General features: G+C 70.9%; 5 protein-coding genes. 3 read left to right on the top strand and 2 right to left on the bottom strand.

What is annotated here, in order from left to right:
• Positions 1-12 precede the first annotated feature (12 nt).
• Positions 13-153, top strand: a complete 141-nt coding sequence (locus AC1HIL_RS24465; protein WP_261216540.1) for a hypothetical protein — start codon at positions 13-15, stop codon at positions 151-153.
• Complete coding sequence (locus AC1HIL_RS24460; protein ID WP_479670237.1) at positions 150-18,875, top strand: autotransporter-associated beta strand repeat-containing protein; 18,726 nt, start codon at positions 150-152, stop codon at positions 18,873-18,875. The genes AC1HIL_RS24465 and AC1HIL_RS24460 overlap by 4 nt, the downstream gene beginning before the upstream one ends.
• Before the next feature lie 6 nt (positions 18,876-18,881).
• Here the strand turns inward: AC1HIL_RS24460 and AC1HIL_RS24455 are convergent, their stop codons facing one another.
• Positions 18,882-19,733: a nucleotidyltransferase gene (locus tag AC1HIL_RS24455; protein WP_479670236.1), complete on the bottom strand. Its 852-nt coding sequence runs from the start codon at positions 19,731-19,733 to the stop codon at positions 18,882-18,884.
• A 133-nt stretch (positions 19,734-19,866) separates the two neighbouring features.
• On the opposite strand from AC1HIL_RS24455, the gene AC1HIL_RS24450 reads away from it, so the two are divergent.
• Complete coding sequence (locus tag AC1HIL_RS24450) at positions 19,867-20,643, top strand: metallophosphoesterase family protein (protein ID WP_057597394.1); 777 nt, start codon at positions 19,867-19,869, stop codon at positions 20,641-20,643.
• An 18-nt stretch (positions 20,644-20,661) separates the two neighbouring features.
• Here AC1HIL_RS24450 and AC1HIL_RS24445 read toward each other — a convergent pair whose 3' ends face one another.
• On the bottom strand, positions 20,662-21,393 hold the full coding sequence (locus tag AC1HIL_RS24445) for a GntR family transcriptional regulator (protein ID WP_057597395.1): 732 nt from the start codon (positions 21,391-21,393) through the stop codon (positions 20,662-20,664).
• Between the last annotated feature and the right edge of the window lie 14 nt (positions 21,394-21,407).

The raw sequence follows: 21,407 nt of genomic DNA, 5'->3' as shown, positions 1-21,407 counted from the left end.
GGAGGAGACCCCATGAAAAGCAGCACGCCAGCCATCGACCCGCGGTCGTCGGCTGCATCGACCGTGCCCGCTTCCTCATGCATCGCCTGCCGCGCCCGACCCGATTTCCGCCGCGACGCCTTGCATGCGCGGCCCATGGAGAACCGCCGATGAACGTCGTCTACAAAACCATCTGGAACGCAGCGCTCGGAGCCTGGGTGGCCGTCTGCGAGACGGCGCGCGCGCGCGGCAAGCGCAGCGGTGGCCGGCGCGCGTTGAGCGGCGCGAGCCTGGTGGCGCCGCTGCTGGGCGTGCCGCTCTTCCTGTTGAGCGGAACGGCTTCGGCGGTGTGCACGCTCGCGGGCAACGTGCTCACCTGCACGGGCACCACGCCGGGCTGGGTCGGCGTTTCGAACGGCGGCACGATCAACAACAGCGGCGAGATCGCCAAGCTCGGCGACGGCACCTGGGGCATCTACACGGGCGCCAACATCACGGTCAACAACACCGGCACCATCAGCGGCACGTCGGGCGTGGTGCTCGGCGGCAACGCGGTCATCAACAACAACGGCGGCATCATCCGCAGCACCGACCGCGCGATCCAGGTGACGGGCGGGCCGGTCACGCTGACCAATTCGAACGGCGGCATCATCGAGGGCCTCGCGGGCGCGCTGATCTACGGCGGCGGCACCATCGTCAACACCGGCAACAGCCGCATCACCAGCACGGGCAACTACCTCGGGCTGGGTTTCGGCGGCGGCAGCGCCAGCATCACCAACACCCTGGGCTCCACCATCTCGGGTGCCGCCGCCAGCATTTACGGCCAAGCGACCTCGCTCACGCTCGACAACGGCGGTCTGCTGCAAGGCAGCGCCATCTTCGATGGCGGCCTGGTGCAACGGGTCACCTTGCGCGTGGGCAGCCGTATCGTCGGCGACCTCAGCATCGGCTCCAAGACCGGATCGACGCTGACGCTGGCGGGAGCGGGCACGCAGATCTATTCGCAGGCGGCCACGGGCACCACCACCTTCGGCGGCGACCTGTTCAAGGAGGACAGCGGCGACTGGGTGATCAACCGCTCGATGGCACCGCGCACCGCGACGGTCAACGCGGGCGCGCTGGGCTTCGCCTCGGGCGGCACCTTCGGCGCCGGCACCGCGCTGAGCCTGGCCGCCGCGGGCACGCTGCTGCACACCGATTCGGGCAACGCCGCCGTGGGCAACCTCTCGGGCGTGGCGGGCAGCAAGATCGCGCTCGCAGCCGGTTCGTCGCTGCGCATGGCCGACGGCACCAGCACCACGATCGCCAGCGACTTCAGCGGCGGCGGCACGCTGATCAAGAGCGGCAGCGGCACGCTCACGCTGAGCGGCAACAACAGCGCCTTCACCGGCAGCTTCACGGCCAACGCCGGCTCGCTGCTGGCCGCGAGCGCGAAGGCGATCGGCGGTGCCGCGCTCGACATCGGCGGAGCCGTCACGCTCATGAGTCCGGGCGCGCTCGCGCTCAACGCGGTCGGCCTGAGCACCAGCACCGGTGCCGGCGTGCTCAGCGTGCAGACGCCGGGCGCGGTGAGCTTCAACGGCACGGTGTCGGGTGCGGGCTCGCTCGACCTGCGCGGCATCGGCGGCAAGGTCTCGCTGCTCGGCGCGAACAGCTATGCGGGCGGCACGAGCTTCGCGGACAACACGGTCGTGCTCGGCAGCAACACCGCGCTGGGCACGGGTGCGGTGTCGATCGAGGGCGACACGGCGCTGTCGGGCAACGCGGCGCTGACGCTGGGCAATGCCTTCGCCATCGGCAAGTCGAACTCGCTGGCGATCTCCGGGCCGAGCCTCACGCTCAATGGGCCGATCTCGGGCGCCGGCAGCATCGTGAAGCAGGGCACCGCCACGCTCACGCTGGGCGGCGCGAGCACCTACACCGGCGGCACCACGGTGACCGCGGGCACCTTGAGCATCAACAACGCGAGCGGCAGCGCCACGGGCACGGGCGCGGTGCAGGTGCAGACGGGCGCCACGCTCATGGGCAGCGGCGCGATCGCCGGTCCCGTGAACGTGGCGCTCGGTGCGCGCCTGTCGGTCGGCAACGGCGGCGTGGGCGCGCTGACCACCGGCGCGCTCACGCTCGCCGCGGGCTCGACGCTCGAGATGCAGCTCGGCAAGGCGGGCGTGGTCGGTGGGGCCTACAACGACCTGCTGACCGTCAACGGCAATCTCTCGCTGGCGGGCACCCTCAACCTCGCCCAGTCGGCCGGCGGCAGCTTCAGCGCGGGCATCTACCGGCTCATCAACTACACGGGAACGCTCACCGCCAATGCGATGACGATCGGCAGCGCGCCGACCCCGCTGAGCTACCTCACGCTGCAGACGAATACGGCCAACCAGGTCAACCTGGTCAATACCGGCGGCCTCACGCTCAACCTGTGGGACGGCAGCAATGCCGCGGCCTTCAACAACGGCCAGGTCGAGGGCGGAAGCGGCACCTGGCGCGCCGGTTCGCCCGGCGACAACTGGACCGATGCCAACGGCCTGGCCAACGGCACCTGGGTGCAGGACGGCTTCGCGGTGTTCAGCGGCAAGGCCGGCACCGTCACGGTCGCCAACAACGGCGCGGGCGGCGCGGTGCGCATCGGGGGCGCGCAGTTCGCGGTCGACGGCTACACGATCAACGGCGACCCGCTCACCATCAACGCGGCGAACACCGTGGTGCGCGTGGGCGACGGCACGGCCGCGAGCGCGGGCATGACCGCGACCATCGCGGCCGCGATCGGCGGCACCGGCGGGCTGGTCAAGGACGACGGCGGCGTGCTGATCGTCAGCGGCAAGAACAGCTACACGGGCGGCACCACGGTCAAGGGCGGCATCCTGCAGTTCTCGGCCGACAACAACCTCGGCGCGGCCGGCAAGGGCCTCGCGCTCGACGGCGGCACGCTGCGCATCGCGACCGGCAGCGGGTCGCTCGCCAGCGCGCGCGCGCTGGCGCTGGGCGCGGGCGGCGGCAGCATCGACCTCGGCAATTCGACCTGGGGCTTCGGCGGTGCCATCAGTGGCAATGGCGCGCTGAGCGTCACCGGCAAGGGTGGCGTGCTGAACTTGGCGGTGGCCAGCAGTTACAAGGGCGGCACCGTGGTGCAGGGCGCCGCGGGCGTGACCGCCGGCGTGAGTGGCGCCTTCGGCAGCGGCCCGGTGCGGCAACAGGGCAGCGGCTCGCGGGTGACGCTGTTCAACGCGGCCAGCGCCGGCGCCAACAGCTACACCGTCGGGCGCGCGGGCACGTCCGACAGCGACAACCGACTGGTCTTCGCGCAGAACGCGACGGCCGGCAGCGCGGACATCGACGTGAACGGCAGCGGCGGCCAATCGGCCACGGCGAACACCGTGCAGTTCGGCGACACCTCCAATGCCGGCACCTCCACCATCGGCAACCTGGGCGGCGCGGTCTCCTTCCAGCAGAGCGCGAGCGCGGGCAGCGCCACGATCTCGAACGGCGCCAACAGCCTCGTGAGCTTCGCCGATACCGCCACGGCCGGCAGCGCGAAGATCGCCAACGCGAAGGGCGGCACGGTCTACTTCGCCGAGAGTTCGACGGGCGCGAACGCGACGCTGACCAATGCCGCGGGCGGCGTGGTCGACGTCTCGGGCGTGACCGCCAAGACCGGCCTCTCGCTCGGCGCGCTCTCGGGCGCGGGCAACGTGGTGCTGGGCGCCACGCGGCTCACGCTGGGTGGCCTGAATGCCAGCGGCACGATCTCGGGCATCGTGAGCGACAAGGGCAGCGCCTTCGCCCAGCCGGGCGCGGGCACGGGCGGCTCGGTGGTCAAGGTGGGCACGGGCACGCTCGCGCTGACGGGCGCGAACACCTACACCGGCGGCACCACGGTGGCGGCCGGCACGCTGGCCGCGAACAACGCGAGCGGCAGCGCCACCGGCACGGGCGCGGTGCAGGTGCAGTCGGGCGCGACGCTCGCGGGCACCGGCAGCATCGCGGGCACGGTGAGCGTGGCCAATGGCGGCGTGCTGTCGGCCGGCAATGGGGGCGCCGGCACGCTGACGCTCGGCGGCTTGAACCTGGCCAGCGGCGCGGTGCTCGACTACGACCTGGGCCAGGCCAGCGTGGCGGGCGGTTCGCTCAACGACCTGATCAACGTCAACGGCAACCTGCAGCTCGACGGCACGCTCAACGTGGCGCAGACGGCCGGCGGCAAGTTCGGCGCGGGGCTGTACCGCCTCATCAACTACACCGGCACGCTGACCGACAACGGCCTGGACATCGGCACCGCGCCCACGAGCGCCGCCAACCTGCAGGTGCAGACCTCGATCGCGAACCAGGTCAACCTGCTGAACGCCAGCGGCCTCGCGCTCAACATGTGGGACGGCGCGGGCAGCGCCAACATCAACGACGGCAAGGTCAGCGGCGGCAGCGGCACCTGGCGCGCGGGCGGCCCGTCGACCAACTGGACCGGCGTCGACGGCAAGCTCAATGCGAGCTGGCAGCAGGGCGGCTTCGCGATCTTCGCGGGCGCGCCCGGCACCGTCACGGTCGACAACACCGGCCCGGGCGGCGCGGTGCGAATGGGCGGCGCGCAGTTCGCCGTCAGCGGCTACACGGTGAACGGCAGCGCGCTCGCCATCGATGCGCCCGCCACCGTGGTGCGCGTGGGCGACGGCACCGCGGCGAGCACGGGCATGAGCGCCACCATCGCCGCCGCGATCGGCGGTGCCGGCGGCCTGGTGAAGGACGACGGCGGCACGCTGGTGCTCAGCGGCAAGAACAGCTACACGGGCGGCACCACGGTGAAGGCCGGCGTGCTGCGGATCTCCTCCGATGCCAACCTCGGTGCCGCGGCCGGCGATCTCGCGCTCGACGGCGGCACGCTGGCCATCGCCGCGGGCTCGGGTCCGCTGGGCACCGCGCGCGACATCGCGCTCGGCACGGGCGGCGGCACGCTGGACCTGGCGAACAACGCCTACGAGGTCGATGGCGTGCTCAGCGGCAAGGGCGCGCTCACCGTCACCGGCAAGGGTGGCACGCTGCTGCTCTCCAAGGCCAACAGCTTCGCGGGCGGCACCTCGCTGCGCGGCGGCGCCAGCCTCACGGCCTTTGCCGCCGGCGCGCTGGGCAGCGGCGACGTGCGGCAGGTCGACAGCGACACCTCGCTGGTCTTCTCCACCGGCGGCGGCGCCGGCTCCAACAACTACATCGTCGGCACGGCCGGCGTGTCCGGCGGCAACACGCTGGCCTTCGCGCAGAACGCGACGGCCGCCGCGGCCAAGATCGCGCTGTTCGGCGCGGGCTGGCAGGACCCCGACCGCAACTCGCTGCAGTTCCTCGACGGCGCCGTCGGCGCCAGCGCCAGCATCAACAACAAGGGCGCGGCGGTCGTCTTCGCGGCGAAGTCGAGCGCGGGCAGCGCGACGATCACCAACGGCGCCAACAGCCTGCTGTCCTTCATCGGTGCGTCGTCGGCGGCCAAGGCGGCGATCGACAACCAGGGCGGCATGCTGCAGTTCGCCGACACTGCGACCGGCACCACGAGCACCGTCGTCAAGTCGACGGGCACGGTCGATGTCTCGGGCTCGACCGCCAAGACCGGCGTCGAACTCGGCTCGCTCTCGGGCTCGGGCGCGGTGGTGCTCGGTGCCACGCGTCTCACGGTGGGCGGTTTCGGCGGCAACGACACGCTCTCGGGTGTCGTCAGCGACAAGGGCAGCGTCTTCGCGCAGCCGGGATCGGGCACCGGCGGCTCGATCGTCAAGGTCGGCGCCGGCACGCTCACGCTGAGCGGCGCCAACAGCTACACCGGCGGCACCACGGTGGCCGCGGGCACGCTGAGCGTGACCAACAAGAGCGGCAGCGCCACCGGCACGGGCGCGGTGCAGGTGCAGTCGGGCGCGACGCTGGCCGGCACGGGCACCATCGCGGGCACGGTCACCGTGGCGAACGGCGGCGCGGTGAACCCCGGCAACGGCGCGGGCACGCTGACCGTGGGCGGCCTGGCCCTCAATGCGGGGTCGGTGCTGAACTACCAGCTGGGCCAGGCCGGCGTGGCGGGCGGATCGCTCAACGACCTGATCAACGTCAACGGCAACCTGCGGCTCGATGGCACGCTCAACGTGAGCGAGACCGCGGGCGGCAAGTTCGGCGCGGGGCTGTACCGCCTCATCAACTACACCGGCACGCTGACCGACAACGGGCTGGTGATCGGCACGGCGCCCACCGATGCGAGCAAGCTCTGGTTGCAGACCTCGGTGGCCAACCAGGTCAACCTGCTGAACACCGACGGGCTGGTGCTCAACCTCTGGGACGGCGGCAACGCCGCCAACGTCAACGACGGCAAGATTGCCGGCGGCAGCGGCATCTGGCGCGCGGGCGGGCCGGGCGACAACTGGACCGATGCCAATGGCCTGGCCAACGGCACCTGGGTGCAGGACGGCTTCGCCGTGTTCGCCGGCAAGGCCGGCGCCGTCACGGTCGACAACAAGGGCGTGGGCGGCGCGGTGCGCCTGGGCGGCGCGCAGTTCGCGGTCGACGGCTACACCATCGGCGGCGATGCGCTCACGATGAACACGGCGGGCTCGGTCATCCGCGTCGGCGATGGCACCGCCGCGGGCGCGGGCATGAGCGCGACCATCGACGCGGCGATCACGGGCACCGGCGGCCTCGTGAAGGACGACCTGGGCACGCTGGTGCTCGGCGGCAGCAACAGCTATGCAGGCGGCACCACGGTCAAGGGCGGCATCCTGCAGATCGCTTCGGACGCCAACCTCGGCGCGGCCGCGGGTGGCCTCGCGCTCGCGGGCGCGACGCTGCATGCGACGGGCGATATCGCCAGCGCGCGCGCCGTGAGCCTGGGCGCGGGCAACAACCGCCTCGACGTCGACGCGGCGCGCACGCTGGCATTGAACGGTGCCGTGAGCGGAGCGGGCAGCCTGCGCAAGATCGGCGCGGGCACCTTGCGGCTCGGCGCGGCCAATGCGTATGCCGGCGGCACCTTCGTCGATGCGGGCACCCTGGCCACCGACGTGACCGGTGCGCTCGGCAGCGGCGCGGCGAGCGTGGCTGCGGGTGCGACCTTGCAACTGGGTGGCGGTTTTGCCGCCGGCGGCGCGGCCATCGGCAACCAGGGCACGGTGCGCTTCCAGGACACCGCGAGCGCGGGCACGTCGGCCATCACCAATGCCACCGGCGGCGTGCTGGTCTTCGCGGATGCCGCGTCGGCCAGCAAGGCCTCGGTGAGCAACGCGGCCGGCGCGCAGGTGCGCATCGACCAGTCGACGACCGGCGTGAACGTCGGTGCGCTCGGCGGCGCGGGCAATGTGCTGCTGGGCGCGAAGGCGCTGACCACGGGCGGGCTGAACACGAGTACGACGGTGTCGGGCACGATCAGCGGCGCGGGTGGCTCGGTGGTCAAGGTGGGCAGCGGCACGCTGACGCTCACGGGCGCCAACAGCTACACCGGCGGCACCACGGTGACGGGCGGCACGCTGGCCGCGAACAACGCGAGCGGCAGCGCGACCGGCACGGGCGCCGTGCAGGTGCAGTCGGGTGCGACGCTCGCGGGCACCGGCAGCATCGCGGGCGCGGTGAGCATTGCCAAGGGCGGTGTGCTGTCGGCGGGCAACGGCGGCGCGGGCACGCTGACGCTGGGCGGCCTGAGCCTGGCCGATGGCGCGGTGCTCAACTACGACCTGGGTCAGGCGGGCGTGGCCGGCGGCGCGCTCAACGACCTCGTCAATGTCAACGGCAACCTGCAGCTCGACGGCACGCTCAATGTGGCCGAGACGGCCGGCGGCAAGTTCGGCGCGGGCATCTACCGGCTGATCAACTACACGGGCGGGCTGACCGACAACGGTCTGGACATCGGCACGGCGCCGGGCGCCAAGACCGACCTGCAAGTGCAGACCTCGGTGGCGCAGCAGGTCAACCTGGTCAATCGCTCGGGCCTGTCGCTGAACTTCTGGGACGGCAGCGACGCGAGCAAGTACAACGACGCGCAGATCGCGGGGGGCAGCGGCACCTGGCGCGTGGGGATTCCGGGCGACAGCTGGACCGGCGCGGACGGCAAGATCAATGCGGCCTGGGCGCAGGACCAGTTCGCGGTGTTCGGCGGCAAGGCCGGCACCGTGACGGTCAGCGCCGCCGGCGGCACGGTGCGCATCGCCGGTGCGCAGTTCGCCACCGGTGGTTACCGTGTGCAAGGCAACGCGATCGAGTTGGGCAACGCGGCGACCACGGTGCGCGTCGGCGATGGGAGCGCGGCGGGCGCGGGAATGACCGCGACCATTGCGTCCTCGCTGACCGGCGCGGGCGGCCTCGTGAAGGAAGACCTGGGCACGCTGGTGCTCGACGGCAGCAACAGCTATGCGGGCGGCACCACCATCAAGGGCGGCATCCTGCAGATCGCCTCGGATGCGAACCTCGGCGCGGCCTCGGGCGGTCTCGCGCTCGAAGGCAGCACCTTGCGCGTGACGAGCGACACCTCGAGTGCGCGTGCCGTGAGCCTGGGCGCCGGCGACAACCGCTTCGATGTCGACACCGCTCGCACGCTGGCGCTCGTCGGCACCGTGAGCGGCGCGGGCAGCCTGCGCAAGATCGGCGCGGGTACCTTGCGGCTCGGCGCGGCCAATGGCTACACAGGCGGCACCTTCGTCGATGCGGGCACCTTGACCACCGATGTGAGCGGTGCGATCGGCAGCGGCGCTGCCGCCGTGGCTTCGGGCGCCACGTTGCAACTGGGTGGCAGTTTTGCCAGCGGCGGCGCGGCCATCGGCAACCAGGGCACGGTGCGCTTCCAGGACAACGCGAGCGCGGGCACGTCGACGATCACCAACGCCGCGGGCGCGGTGCTGGCCTTCGCGGACAATGCCTCGGCCGGCAAGGCCACGGTGAGCAATGCGACGGGCGCGCAGGTGCGCATCGACCAGGTCGCCAGCGGTGCGAGCATCGGTTCGCTCGGGGGCGCGGGCGACGTGCTGCTGGGCGCGAAGGCGCTGACCACGGGCGGATTGAACACGAGCACGAGCGTGTCGGGCACGATCGGCGGTGCAGGCGGCTCGCTCGTCAAGGTCGGCGGCGGCACGTTGACGCTGAGCGGTGCCAACACCTACACGGGCGGCACCACGGTGACGGGTGGCACGCTGGCCGCGAACAATGCGAGCGGCAGCGCGACGGGCACGGGCGGTGTGCAGGTGCAATCGGGTGCGACGCTGGCCGGCACCGGCAGCATCGCGGGCCCGGTGAACATTGCCAAGGGTGGTGTGCTGTCGGCCGGCAATGGCGGCGCTGGCACGCTGACCGTTGGCAGCCTGAGTCTCGCCAATGGCGCGGTGTTGAACTACGACCTGGGCCAGGCGGGCGTGGCCGGTGGGGCACTCAACGACCTGGTCAACGTCAACGGCAACCTGCAGCTCGACGGCACGCTCAATGTGGCGCAGTCGAAGGGCGGCGTGTTCGGCGCGGGCATCTACCGGCTCATCAACTACACGGGTGGCCTGACCGACAACGGTCTCGACATCGGCACGACGCCTGGCGTGGCGACTGACCTGCAGGTGCAGACGTCGGTGGCGCAGCAGGTGAATCTCGTCAATCGTGCGGGCCTGTCCCTGAATTTCTGGGACGGCAGCGACGCGAGCAAATACAACGACGGCCAGATCGCCGGTGGCTCGGGCACCTGGCGCGTGGGCGTGCCGGGCGACGGGTGGACCGGTGCGGACGGCAAGATCAACGCGGCCTGGGCGCAGAACCAGTTCGCGGTGTTCGGCGGCGTCGCGGGCACCGTCGACGTGGACGATGGCAACGGCATGGTGCGCATCACCGGCGCGCAGTTCGCCACCAGTGGCTACCGGCTGCAGGGCGATGCGATCGAGCTCGGCGGCGCGGCCACCACCGTGCGCGTGGGCGATGGCACGAATGCCGGTGCGGGCATGACCGCGACCATCGCGTCCTCGCTGACGGGCGCGGGCGGACTGGTCAAGGAAGACCTGGGCACGCTGGTGCTCGGCGGCAGCAACAGCTATGAGGGCGGAACCACCATCAAGGGCGGCATCCTGCAGATCGCATCGGATGCGAATCTCGGCGCGGCCACGGGCGGGCTCGCGCTCGAAGGCACCACGCTGCATGTGACGGGCGACACCGCCGGCACGCGCACCGTGAGCCTGGGTGCGGGCAGCAACAGCCTCGACATCGACAAGACCGTCGCGCTGAACGGCACGATCAGCGGCGCGGGCAGCCTGCGCAAGATCGGCGCGGGCACCTTGCGGCTCGGCGCGGCCAACAGCTACGCGGGCGGCACCTTCGTCGACGTCGGCACGCTGGCCGCCGGTGTGACCGGTTCACTCGGCAGCGGCGCGGCGAGCGTGGCTTCGGGTGCCACGCTGCAACTGGATGGTGGCTTCGACGCCGGCACCACCGCGATCGGCAACCAGGGAACCGTTCGCTTCCAGGACAAGGCAAGCGCGGGAACGTCCACTATCACGAATGCCGCGGGCGGCGTGCTGGCCTTCGCGGACGACGCCTCGGCCACCAAGGCCAAGGTGCTCAACCAGGCCGGCGCGCAACTGCGCATCGACCAGGCGACCACGGGCGTGAACGTCGGCGCACTCGATGGCGCGGGCAACGTGCTGCTGGGCGCGAAGGCACTGACCACCGGTGGACTGAACACCAGCACGACGGTATCGGGAACGATCGGCGGCGCGGGCGGTTCGGTGGTCAAGGTGGGCAGCGGAACGCTGATGCTCACAGGTGCCAACAGCTACACCGGTGGCACGACGGTGACGGGTGGCACGCTGAGCGCTAACAACGCCAGCGGGAGCGCGACCGGTGCGGGTGCGGTGCTGGTGCAGTCGGGTGCCACGCTCGCGGGCACGGGCAGCATCGCGGGTGCGGTGAACGTTGCCAAGGGCGGTGTGCTTTCCGCGGGCAATGGCGGTGCGGGCACGCTGACGGTTGGCAGTCTGAGCTTGGCCGATGGCGCGGTGCTCAACTACGACCTGGGCCAGGCCGGTGTTGCCGGCGGTGCCTTTAACGACCTCGTCAACGTCAACGGCAACCTGCAGCTCGACGGAACGCTCAATGTGAGCGAGACAGCTGGCGGCAAGTTCGGCGCGGGCATCTACCGGCTGATGAACTACACCGGTGGCCTGACGGACAACGGTCTCGACATCGGTACGGCGCCGAGCGCCAAGGCCGATCTGCAGGTGCAGACCTCGGTGGCCCAACAGGTCAACCTGGTCAATCGCGCGGGCCTGTCGCTGAACTTCTGGGATGGCGGCGACAACAGCAAGTACAACGACGGCCAGGTGGCCGGTGGTTCGGGCACCTGGCGCGTGGGCGTGCCGGGCGATGGCTGGACCGGTGCCGACGGCAAGATCAACGCGGCCTGGGTGCAGGGGCAGTTCGCGGTGTTCGGCGGCAGCGCCGGCACCGTCGACGTCAACGACGACAAGGGCATCGTGCGCATCACCGGTGCGCAGTTCGCGACCAACGGCTACCGCGTGCAGGGCGACGCGATCGAGCTGGGCGCTGCGGCGACCACCGTGCGCGTGGGCGACGGCAGTGCGGCTGGTGCCGGCATGACCGCGACCATCGCGTCCTCGCTGATCGGTGCGGGCGGCCTGGTCAAGGAAGACCTCGGCACGCTGGCGCTGGACGGCACTAACAGCTATGCAGGCGGCACGACCATCAAGGGCGGCATCCTGCAGATCGCATCGGATGCGAACCTCGGTGCGGCCGCGGGCGGCCTCGCACTCGAAGGCACCACGCTGCATGTGACCGGCGACACCGCGAGCAAGCGTGCCGTGACCCTGGGCACGCGTGTCAACAGCTTCGACATCGACAAGACCGTCGCGCTGAACGGTGCGGTCAGTGGTACGGGCAGCCTGCGCAAGACCGGCGCCGGCACCCTGCAGCTCGGCGCGGCCAATGCATACGTCGGCGGCACCGATGTGGCCGCGGGCTCGGTCGAGGCCCTGGTCACGGACGCGCTGGGCACGGGAGCGGTGTCGGTGGCGGGCAATGCCTCGCTGGCCTTCACCAACACGGCCGACGCGGGCAAGCTCGCGATCACGGTGGCCGCGCGCGGCGGCGCGCCGACCGACAACGGCGGCTTCGTCGCGTTCCGCGACAGCAGCTCGGCGGGCAACGCGACCATCACGGCGAACCAGGATGCCTCGGTCGAGTTCCGCGACACCTCGAGCGCGGGCAGTTCGGTGATCGAGAACCGCGGCGGCTCGACCACGCTGTGGTTCAACGCGGAGGGCGGCAAGGCCCGGATCACGAACTTCGCGGGCGGTCGCGTCGACCTGCTCGACGATGCGAGCGCGGGCCAGGCACGCCTGGTCAACGAGAGCGGCGGGGTGATCAACCTGGCCGATCGCGTGAGCGCGGACCAGGCGACGGTGGTGAACGGCGCGGGTGGGCAGCTGCGCATCGGCAGCCTCACCAACGCGGGCGTGGGCATCGGCGCGCTCGAAGGCGCGGGTGAGGTGTCCCTCGGCGCGAAGGCGCTGACCACGGGCGGCCTGAACACCAGCACGACGGTGTCGGGCACGATCGGCGGCAGCGGTGGCTCGGTCGTGAAGGTGGGCAGCGGCACGCTCGAACTCAGCGGTGCCAACACCTACACCGGTGGCACCACGGTGGCGGGCGGCACGCTCGCGGCCAACAACACGAGCGGTAGCGCGACCGGCTCGGGCGCCGTGCAGATCCAGGGCGGTGCGACGCTGGCCGGCAATGGCAGCATCGCCGGTTCCGTGAACATCGCCAAGGGCGGTGTGCTGTCGGCGGGCAATGGGGGCGTGGGCACGCTGACGCTCGGCAGCCTGAGCCTGGCCGACGGCGCGGTACTGAACTACGACCTGGGCCAGGCCAACACGGTGGGTGGCCCGCTCAACGACCTCGTCAACGTCAACGGCGACCTGCGCCTGGACGGCACGCTCAACGTGGCGCAGTCCGCGGGCGGCAGCTTCGGCGCGGGCCTGTACCGGCTCATCAGCTACACGGGCAGCCTGACGGACAACGGCCTCGACATCGGCACCGCGCCGGGTGCCGCAGCCGACCTGCAGGTGCAGACCTCGGTGGCGCAGCAGGTCAACCTGGTCAATCGCGCGGGCCTGTCTTTGAACTTCTGGGATGGCAGCGACGCGAGCAAGTACAACGACGGCCTGGTGGCCGGTGGTTCGGGCACCTGGCGCGTGGGCGTGCCGGGCGACGGCTGGACCGGTGCGGACGGCAAGATCAACGCGGCCTGGGTGCAGGACCAGTTCGCTGTGTTCGGCGGCAGCGCCGGCACCGTGACGGTCAGCAACGCGGGCGGCACGGTGCGCATCGCCGGCGCGCAGTTCGCCACCAACGGCTACCGCGTGCAGGGTAACGAGATCGAGCTCGGCAATGCAGCGACCACCGTGCGCGTGGGCGATGGCACGAATGCCGGCGCCGGCATGACCGCGACCATCGCGTCCTCGCTGACCGGCACGGGCGGCCTGGTCAAGGAAGACCTCGGCACGCTGGTGCTCGACGGCAGCAACAGCTACAGCGGCGGCACGACCATCAAGGGCGGCATCCTGCAGATCGCCTCGGATGCCAATCTCGGCGCCGCGGCGGGCGGCCTCGCGCTCGAAGGCACCACCTTGCGCGTGATGGGCGACATCGCCAGTGCGCGTGCGGTGAGCCTTGGGGCGGGCAACAACCGCTTCGACATCGACGCGGCGCGTACGCTGGCGCTCAATGGCAGCGTGAGCGGCGCGGGCAGCTTGCGCAAGCTCGGCGTGGGCAGCTTGCGGCTCGGCGCGGCCAATGCCTATGCCGGCGGCACTTTCGTCGACGCGGGTACCTTGCTCACCGATGTGACCGGCGCGCTCGGCGGCGGCGCGGCGAGCGTGGCCTCGGGTGCGACGCTGCAACTGGGTGGCGGCTTCGATGCCGGCACCACGGCCATCGGCAACCAGGGCACGGTGCGCCTCCAGGACAAGGCGAGCGCAGGCACGTCGACCATCACCAACGCCGCGGGCGGCGTGCTGGCCTTCGCGGACGATGCATCGGCCACCAAGGCCACGGTGCTGAACCAGGCCGGGGCGCAGGTGCGCATCGACCAGGCGAGCACTGGCGTGAATGTTGGCGCTCTTGGCGGCGCGGGCGACGTGCTGCTCGGAGCGAAGGCTCTGACCACGGGTGGACTGAACACCAGCACGGCAGTGTCGGGGACGATCGGCGGTGCCGGTGGTTCGGTCGTCAAGGTGGGCAGCGGCACGCTCGAGCTGAGCGGTGCCAACACCTACACCGGCGGTACCACGGTGGCCGCGGGCACGCTGGCCGTGAACAACGCGAGCGGTAGCGCGACGGGCACTGGTGCCGTCCAAGTACAGGGCACCCTGGCGGGCAATGGCAGCGTCGCAGGCGCGGTCAGCATCGCCAAGGGCGGCGTGCTGTCGGCGGGCAACGCAGGCGTCGGCACGCTGACGTTGGGCGGCCTGAACCTCGCCGAAGGCTCGGTGCTCAACTACGACCTGGGCCAGGCCAATACGGCCGGTGGCGCACTCAACGACCGCGTGCAGGTCAATGGCAATCTGCAACTCGACGGCACGCTCAACGTGGCCCAATCGAAGGGCGGCGTGTTCGGCGCGGGCATCTATCGCCTGATCGACTACACCGGCAGCCTGACCGACAACGGCCTGGACATCGGCAGCGCGCCGGTCGCGGCCAAGGACCTGCAGGTGCAGACCTCGGTGGCGCAGCAGGTCAATCTGGTGAACCGCACGGGCCTGTCGCTGAACTTCTGGGATGGCGGCGACAACACGAAGTACAACGACGGCAAGATCGCGGGTGGCACGGGCACCTGGCGCGTGGGCGTGCCGGGCGACGGCTGGACCGGTGCGGACGGCAAGATCAACGCGGCCTGGGCACAGGACCAGTTCGCGGTGTTCAGCGGCACGGGCGGCACGGTCACGGTCAGCAATGCGGGCGGCACGGTGCGCATCAACGGCGCGCAGTTCGCGGCCGATGGCTATGTGCTGCAGGGCGATGCGATCGAGCTCGGTGCTTCGGGCACGGTGGTGCGCGTGGGTGATGGCTCGGGAACGGACGTCGATCGCACGGCCACGGTGAACGCCGCGCTGACTGGCGCCGGTGGTCTGGTGAAGGACGACGTGGGGCGCCTGATCCTCGGCGGAACCAACACCTACACGGGCGGTACGACCGTGAAGGCCGGCGTGCTGCAAGGCAACACGGCGAGCCTGCAGGGCGGCATCGTCAACGACGCCGAGGTCGTGTTCGACCAGGCCAAGACCGGCAACTATGCGGGCACGATGAGCGGCAGTGGCAAGCTGCGCAAGATCGGCGCGGGCATGCTGACGTTGAGCAGCGCCAACAGCTACGCTGGCGGTACCTCCGTCGATGCCGGCACGCTGGCCACCGACGTCACCGGTGCTCTCGGCAGCGGCGCGGCGAGCGTGGCTTCGGGCGCGACGCTGCAGTTCGGCGGCAAGGCCGAACTCGGCAGCCTGTCGGTCGCCAACAGCGGTACGGTGCGCCTGCAAGGCAACGCGAGCGCTGGCAGCGCCAGCCTCGTCAATGCCGCGGGGGCCGTGCTGGCCTTTGCCGACGACGCCACGGCCGACAAGGCCACGGTGAGCAACGCGGCCGGTGCGCAGGTGCGCATCGACCAGGCCACGACGGGCGTGAGCATCGGCACCCTCGATGGCGCGGGCAACATCGCACTTGGTGCGAAGGCGCTCACGCTCGGTGGGCTGAATGGCAATGCGACCTTGTCGGGAACGATCGACGGCAATGGCGGTTCGATCGTCAAGGTGGGCAGCGGCACGCTCACCCTGACAGGCGCGAACACCTATACCGGCGGCACCACAGTCGGTGCTGGCACGCTGAGCGTGAACAACAAGAGCGGCAGCGCGACGGGTACGGGCGCGGTGCAGGTGCAATCGGGCGCGACGTTGGCTGGCAGCGGCAGCATCGCGGGCGCGGTCACTATCGACAAGGGCGGCATCCTCGCGGCGGGCAACAGCCCCGGCACGCTGACCTTAGGAGCACTGACCCTAGCCGGCGGCTCCACGCTGAACTACGAACTGGGTCAAGCCGGTGTTCCCGGCGGCGCGTTGAACGATTTGATCAACGTCACCGGCAACCTGAACCTCGACGGCACGCTGAACATCGCGCAGTCGGCAGGCGGCAGCTTCGGCCCGGGCCTCTACAGGCTCATGAGCTACGGCGGCAGCTTCACCGACAACGGCCTGGACATCGGCACGGTGCCGGGCTCGGCCAAGGCGGCGGACCTGCAGGTGCAGACCTCGGTGGCGAACCAAGTGAACCTGGTGAACAGGGCCGGCCTGTCGCTGAACTTCTGGGACGGCGGCGACAGCACCAAGTACAACGACGGCCAGATCGCCGGCGGCAGCGGCACCTGGCGCGTGGGCAACCCGCAGCCCTCGATGGATGCCTGGACCGACATGGACGGCAAGGTCAACGCCAACTGGGCGCAGAACCAGTTCGCGGTGTTCGGCGGCAAGGCCGGCACCGTGACGGTCGATGCGGCTGGCGGCGCGGTGCGCATCGCCGGTGCGCAGTTCGCCACCGATGGCTATGTGGTGCAGGGCGATGGCATCGTGGTGGACAACGCCAACTCGGTGATCCGCGTGGGCGATGGCACGGCCGCGGGTGCGGCGATGACCGCGACCCTCAATGTGGCGCTCAGCGGCACGGGCGGGATCTCGAAGGAGGACGCGGGCCGGCTGATCCTCGGCGGCACCAACACCTACACCGGCGGCACCACCGTCAAGGGCGGCGTGCTGCAGGGCAGTGCGACGAGCCTGCAGGGCAATATCGTCAACAACGCCGAAGTCGCCTTCGACCAGGGCAAGACGGCCGGTACCTATGCGGGCACGATGAGCGGCACCGGCAAGCTGCGCAAGATCGGCACGGGCACGCTGACGCTGAGCAGCGCCAACAGCTACAGCGGTGGCACGCTGGTCGATGCGGGCACGTTGACGACTGACACCACGGGTGCGTTGGGCACGGGGCCTGCCAGCATTGCCTCTGGCGCGACGCTGCAGTTCGGCGGCAAGGCCGACTCGGGCAAGCTCGCGATCGCCAACGCGGGCACCTTGAGCCTGCAGGACACCGCGAGCGCTGCAAGCGCCACGGTGACCAATGCAGCGGGCGGCCAGGTGCGCATCGATCTGACGACCACCGGCACGAGCATTGGCTCGCTCGGTGGTGCGGGCGATGTGGTGCTCGGCACCAAGGCGCTGACCACCGGTGCGCTTGGCACTGACAACACGATCTCGGGCGCCATCACCGGCACCACGGGCTCGCTCGTCAAGGTCGGCGCAGGCACGCTCACGCTCGCAGGCACCGCCAACTACGCAGGCGAGACCCGCGTGACCGCAGGCACCCTCAAGGCCGGCGCCACCAACGCCTTCAGCGCAGCATCGAGTGCTGTGGTCGCCAGCGGCGCCACGCTCGACCTCGGCGGCTTCAGCCAGAAGATGGCGGGGTTGAACAACTCGGGTACGGTCTCCCTGCTCGGCACGGTCCCAGGCACCACCTTGACGCTGACCGGCCCCTACGTCGGCAACAACGGCGTGCTGCGCCTGGGCGCGAAGCTCGACAACCCGGGCATCGCCGACCGCCTGGTGCTCGACGGTGCATCGGCCAGCGCGAGCGGCAAGACGACGGTGCAGGTCACCAACCTCGGCGGCCTGGGCGCACGCACCAGCGGCGCGGGCATCGAGTTGATCAGCGCGAAGAACGGCGCGACCACCACCGCGCAGACCAGCAAGGACGCCTTCGTGCTCTCGGGCGGCCGAGTCGACGCCGGCGCCTACGAGTACCGCCTGTACGCAGGCGATGCGGGCGGCGAGGGCGAGAACTGGTACCTGCGCACCGAAGCAGAACCGGGTGCCTCGCTGCCGACCTACCGCGCCGAAGCCTCCCTCTTCGCCGCGCTGCCGAACCAGCTGCGCCAGAGCAACCTGGCCATGCTCTCGAGCCTGAGCCAGCGCATCGGCGACGACGACGTGCGCGGCAGCGGCGGCGCGAGCCAGAGCGTGGACGGCAGCAACCGCCGGGCCTGGGGCCGCCTGATCTCCACCGACATGGACATCCGCCAGGGCGGCACCGTGTCGCCGCATGCCGAGGGCCGCGTGAGCGGGCTGCAGGCGGGCACCGACCTGTGGGCCAATGCGAACTGGCGCGCGGGTATCTACGTGGGCCAGCTCGAAGGCGATACGCGTGTCAGCGGCTTCAGCAGCGGACTCCTGAACGGCGCCGCGGGCCGCAACGACCTGCGCAGCCAGTACCTGGGCCTGTACGGCACCTTCACGAGCGACGACGGCTTCTATGCCGACACGGTGCTGCAGGCGGGCCGCCATCGCTACACGGTGCAGCCGCAGCTGAGCGCGGGCGTGACGGGCAAGGGCAACAGCTTCCTGGCCTCGATCGAGGTCGGCAAGGCCTTTGCGCTGGGCACCGGTGGCTGGTCGGTGGAGCCGCAGCTGCAGCTGATCCATCAGCGCCTGCGCCTGGACGACGTGGCGATCCCCGGTGCGCTGGTGCAGCAGGACGCGGACAGCAGCTGGACCGCACGCGCGGGCGTGCGCATCAAGGGCAGCTTCGCGACCGGGGCGGGCACCTTGCAGCCCTATGCGCGCCTGAACGTCTATCGCAGCTCGAAGGGCAACGACGTCGCGCGCTTCGTGAACCCGGCGGCGATCACGCCGGTGGGCGCGCCGATCGGCGGCACGAGCACCGAGCTGGCGGCAGGCTTCACGCTGGCGGTAAGCCAGCGCACGAGTCTGTATGGCGAGCTCGGCAAGCAGTGGGCTTCGGGTGGCGTGGCTCGCGTGGGCAGTTTGGTCAATGCGGGGGTGGGCATTCGCGTGAAGTGGTGAGATCGCTCAGTCCAGGGGTTTCACGTCCTGGGCCTCGGCCCGCGCGGGAATCGCCTCGGTCCACACCGCGATGTCCTCGGGCGTCATCGTGCTCGCGGGCGTGAGGCGTCCGTCGACATAGCCGAGCCGCTCGATGTCGTGCAGGAACTGCTCGCGCGAGAGCAGGGTGCCGGCGCACACGTTGTCCCCCGGGGCCGCCGTCGCGCGCAGCTCGCCGGCGAGGCGGCTCATCAGCAGCGTCATCACCCAGCCGGGCACGTGGTCGCGCTCGGCGGGATAGATGTAGCCGAACAGCGTGAGGTGCGCGAGCAGCACGCGCCAGTGCGCGCCGAAGCGCTCGAGCAGCCCGGGCCAGTCGAGCCGCTGCGCGTTGACCTGCAGCAGGTGCGCGATGTCGCCGCCGTCGTAGCGCTCGCGCTCCATGATGAAGGCCTTCGACACCAGGCAGTCCTCCACGTTGGCGACGCACACGGAAACGCCGAGCACGTCGGCGCGGCAGTTGCCGTGGAACCAGCGCGCGTCCACGGGCATGAGGCCGTTGCCCGAATTGAAGATCAGGTCGATGAACTCCTCGCCATCGTAGACCTTGCCGAGCCAATGCGGAAAAGTCATCTCGGTGCGCCAGCCATGCGCGAGCGCGACCTGCGCGATGCGCTCGTAGTCCTCGCGGCGGATGAAGAGGTCGAGGTCCTTGGTCGAGCGGCGGATGCCGGTGTAGCAGGCCTGCGCGAACGCGCCGCCGACGAGGACCGGAATGCCGGCCTCGTCGAGCGCGCGCAGCGCGCGCCGGTAGAAATCGGCCACCCGCGGCTCGACTTCGTCTTCGAGCGAGGGCGCGAGCATGGTGGAGGGCGTCATGCACGCAGTGAATGCCGCCGCGCCGACGGCAGGGCAGGGGCAAAGGACCCCATCGAATGTCAGACGGGCGCCTACAAGCGCAGCGGGATGAGGCCGATGACGGCGCCCGGCGGCGGGGCGCACGGTGCATTGCATGCCTACCCCCAAATCATCCACCCACGTCCGTTTCGCCGCCGTCGGCGACATCCATGTGCAGAAGGACTCCGCGGGTTCGCTGCGCGACTTCTTCGCGCAGGCCGCCGACGAGGCCGACGCGCTGCTGCTGTGCGGCGACCTGACCGACTACGGCACCGCCGAGGAGGCCCGGGTGCTGGCGGAGGAACTCGGCGGCCTCTCGATTCCCATCGTCGCCGTGCTGGGCAACCACGACTTCGAGTCGGGCACGCCCGAGGTGGTGAACGAGGCGCTGACGCGGATCGGCGTGCGCATGCTCGACGGCTCGGCCTGCGAGATCGAGGGCGTGGGCATCGCGGGCGTCAAGGGCTTCGCGGGCGGCTTCGGCCGCGCCTCGCTCGGCGCCTGGGGCGAGCCCGCGATCAAGATGTTCGTGCAGGAGGCGCTCAACGAGGCGATGAAGCTCGAGTCGGCGCTGGCCAAGCTGCGCACCCGGCGCCGCATCGCGATGCTGCATTACGCGCCGATCGTGGGCACGGTGCAGGGCGAGCCGAGCGAGATCTTCGCCTTCCTCGGCAGCAGCCGGCTCGAGGAGCCGCTGCTGCGCTACCCGATCGATGCCGTGTTCCACGGCCATGCGCACCGCGGCACCCTCGAGGGCCGCACCATCAACGGCACGCCGGTCTACAACGTTGCCAAGCCGCTGCTGCAGCGCAGCCGGCCCGACGTGCCGCCGTTCCATCTCTACGAAGTGCCGCGCGAGCCTGCCTCGGAACCCGAGCTGGCCGCGCACTGAGCCGCCGACGACGCGGGCTCAACCCTTCGCGCGTTGAAGGCGCGTGGTGATGAAGAAGCGCTCGCCCGGGTGCGTGGCGACCGAGCTCACGAGCACCTCGCCCTCGGCATCGAGGTAGCGCCGCAGGATCTGCAAGGTCGCGCTGCCGGGCTCGATGCGCAGCTTGCGTGCCATCGCCGCCGAGGCATCGACCGCGCGCACCTGCTGCACGATCTCGGCCACGCGCAGGCCGTAGTGCTGCTCGAGCAGCGCGCTGACCAGCGTGTCGGGCGCGGCGCGCACCAGCGCCTCCAGCGCCGCGTACTGGGTGTCGACGTAGATGTCGGTCCAGCCCAGCGGCAGGCCCTGCGGGCCTTCCTCCATGCGCAGGCTCGAGATGCGCAGCCAGCGCGTGCCTTCCTCGCAACCGAGCAGGCGCGACAGCGCGGCACTGCTCGCGATGGTGTCGATCTCGGGCGCCAGGCGCAGGTGGGCGGCGCCGTACTGCATGAGGTCCTCCACCGAGGCCAGCGACTGCTGGAAGCCCATGCGCGCCACCGTCGATTCCACGCGCGTGCCCACGTTCTTGCGCCGCGACACCAGGCCCGCGTCCTGCAGCTCCTGCAGCGCCATGCGCACCGTGTGGCGGCTGATCCCGTAGTGGTCGCGCAGCTCGAGTTCGGTCGGCAGCAGCGAGCCCAGCGGGAAGCGTCCCGAGGCGATGCCTTCCTTCAGTTCCTGGGCGATGTCGGTGAAGCGCGGCTTGTTCATGGTGGTCCCGATTT

Source organism: Variovorax sp. ISS6 (assembly GCF_056523145.1).
This window is presented reverse-complemented; position numbering and strand designations above follow the sequence as displayed.

Coding starts and splice junctions, on each gene's coding strand:
- AC1HIL_RS24465 (WP_261216540.1), top strand. CDS start 13: ATGAAAAGCAGCACGCCAGCCATCGACCCGCGGTCGTCGGCTGCATCG.
- AC1HIL_RS24460 (WP_479670237.1), top strand. CDS start 150: ATGAACGTCGTCTACAAAACCATCTGGAACGCAGCGCTCGGAGCCTGG.
- AC1HIL_RS24455 (WP_479670236.1), bottom strand. CDS start 19,733: ATGACGCCCTCCACCATGCTCGCGCCCTCGCTCGAAGACGAAGTCGAG.
- AC1HIL_RS24450 (WP_057597394.1), top strand. CDS start 19,867: ATGCCTACCCCCAAATCATCCACCCACGTCCGTTTCGCCGCCGTCGGC.
- AC1HIL_RS24445 (WP_057597395.1), bottom strand. CDS start 21,393: ATGAACAAGCCGCGCTTCACCGACATCGCCCAGGAACTGAAGGAAGGC.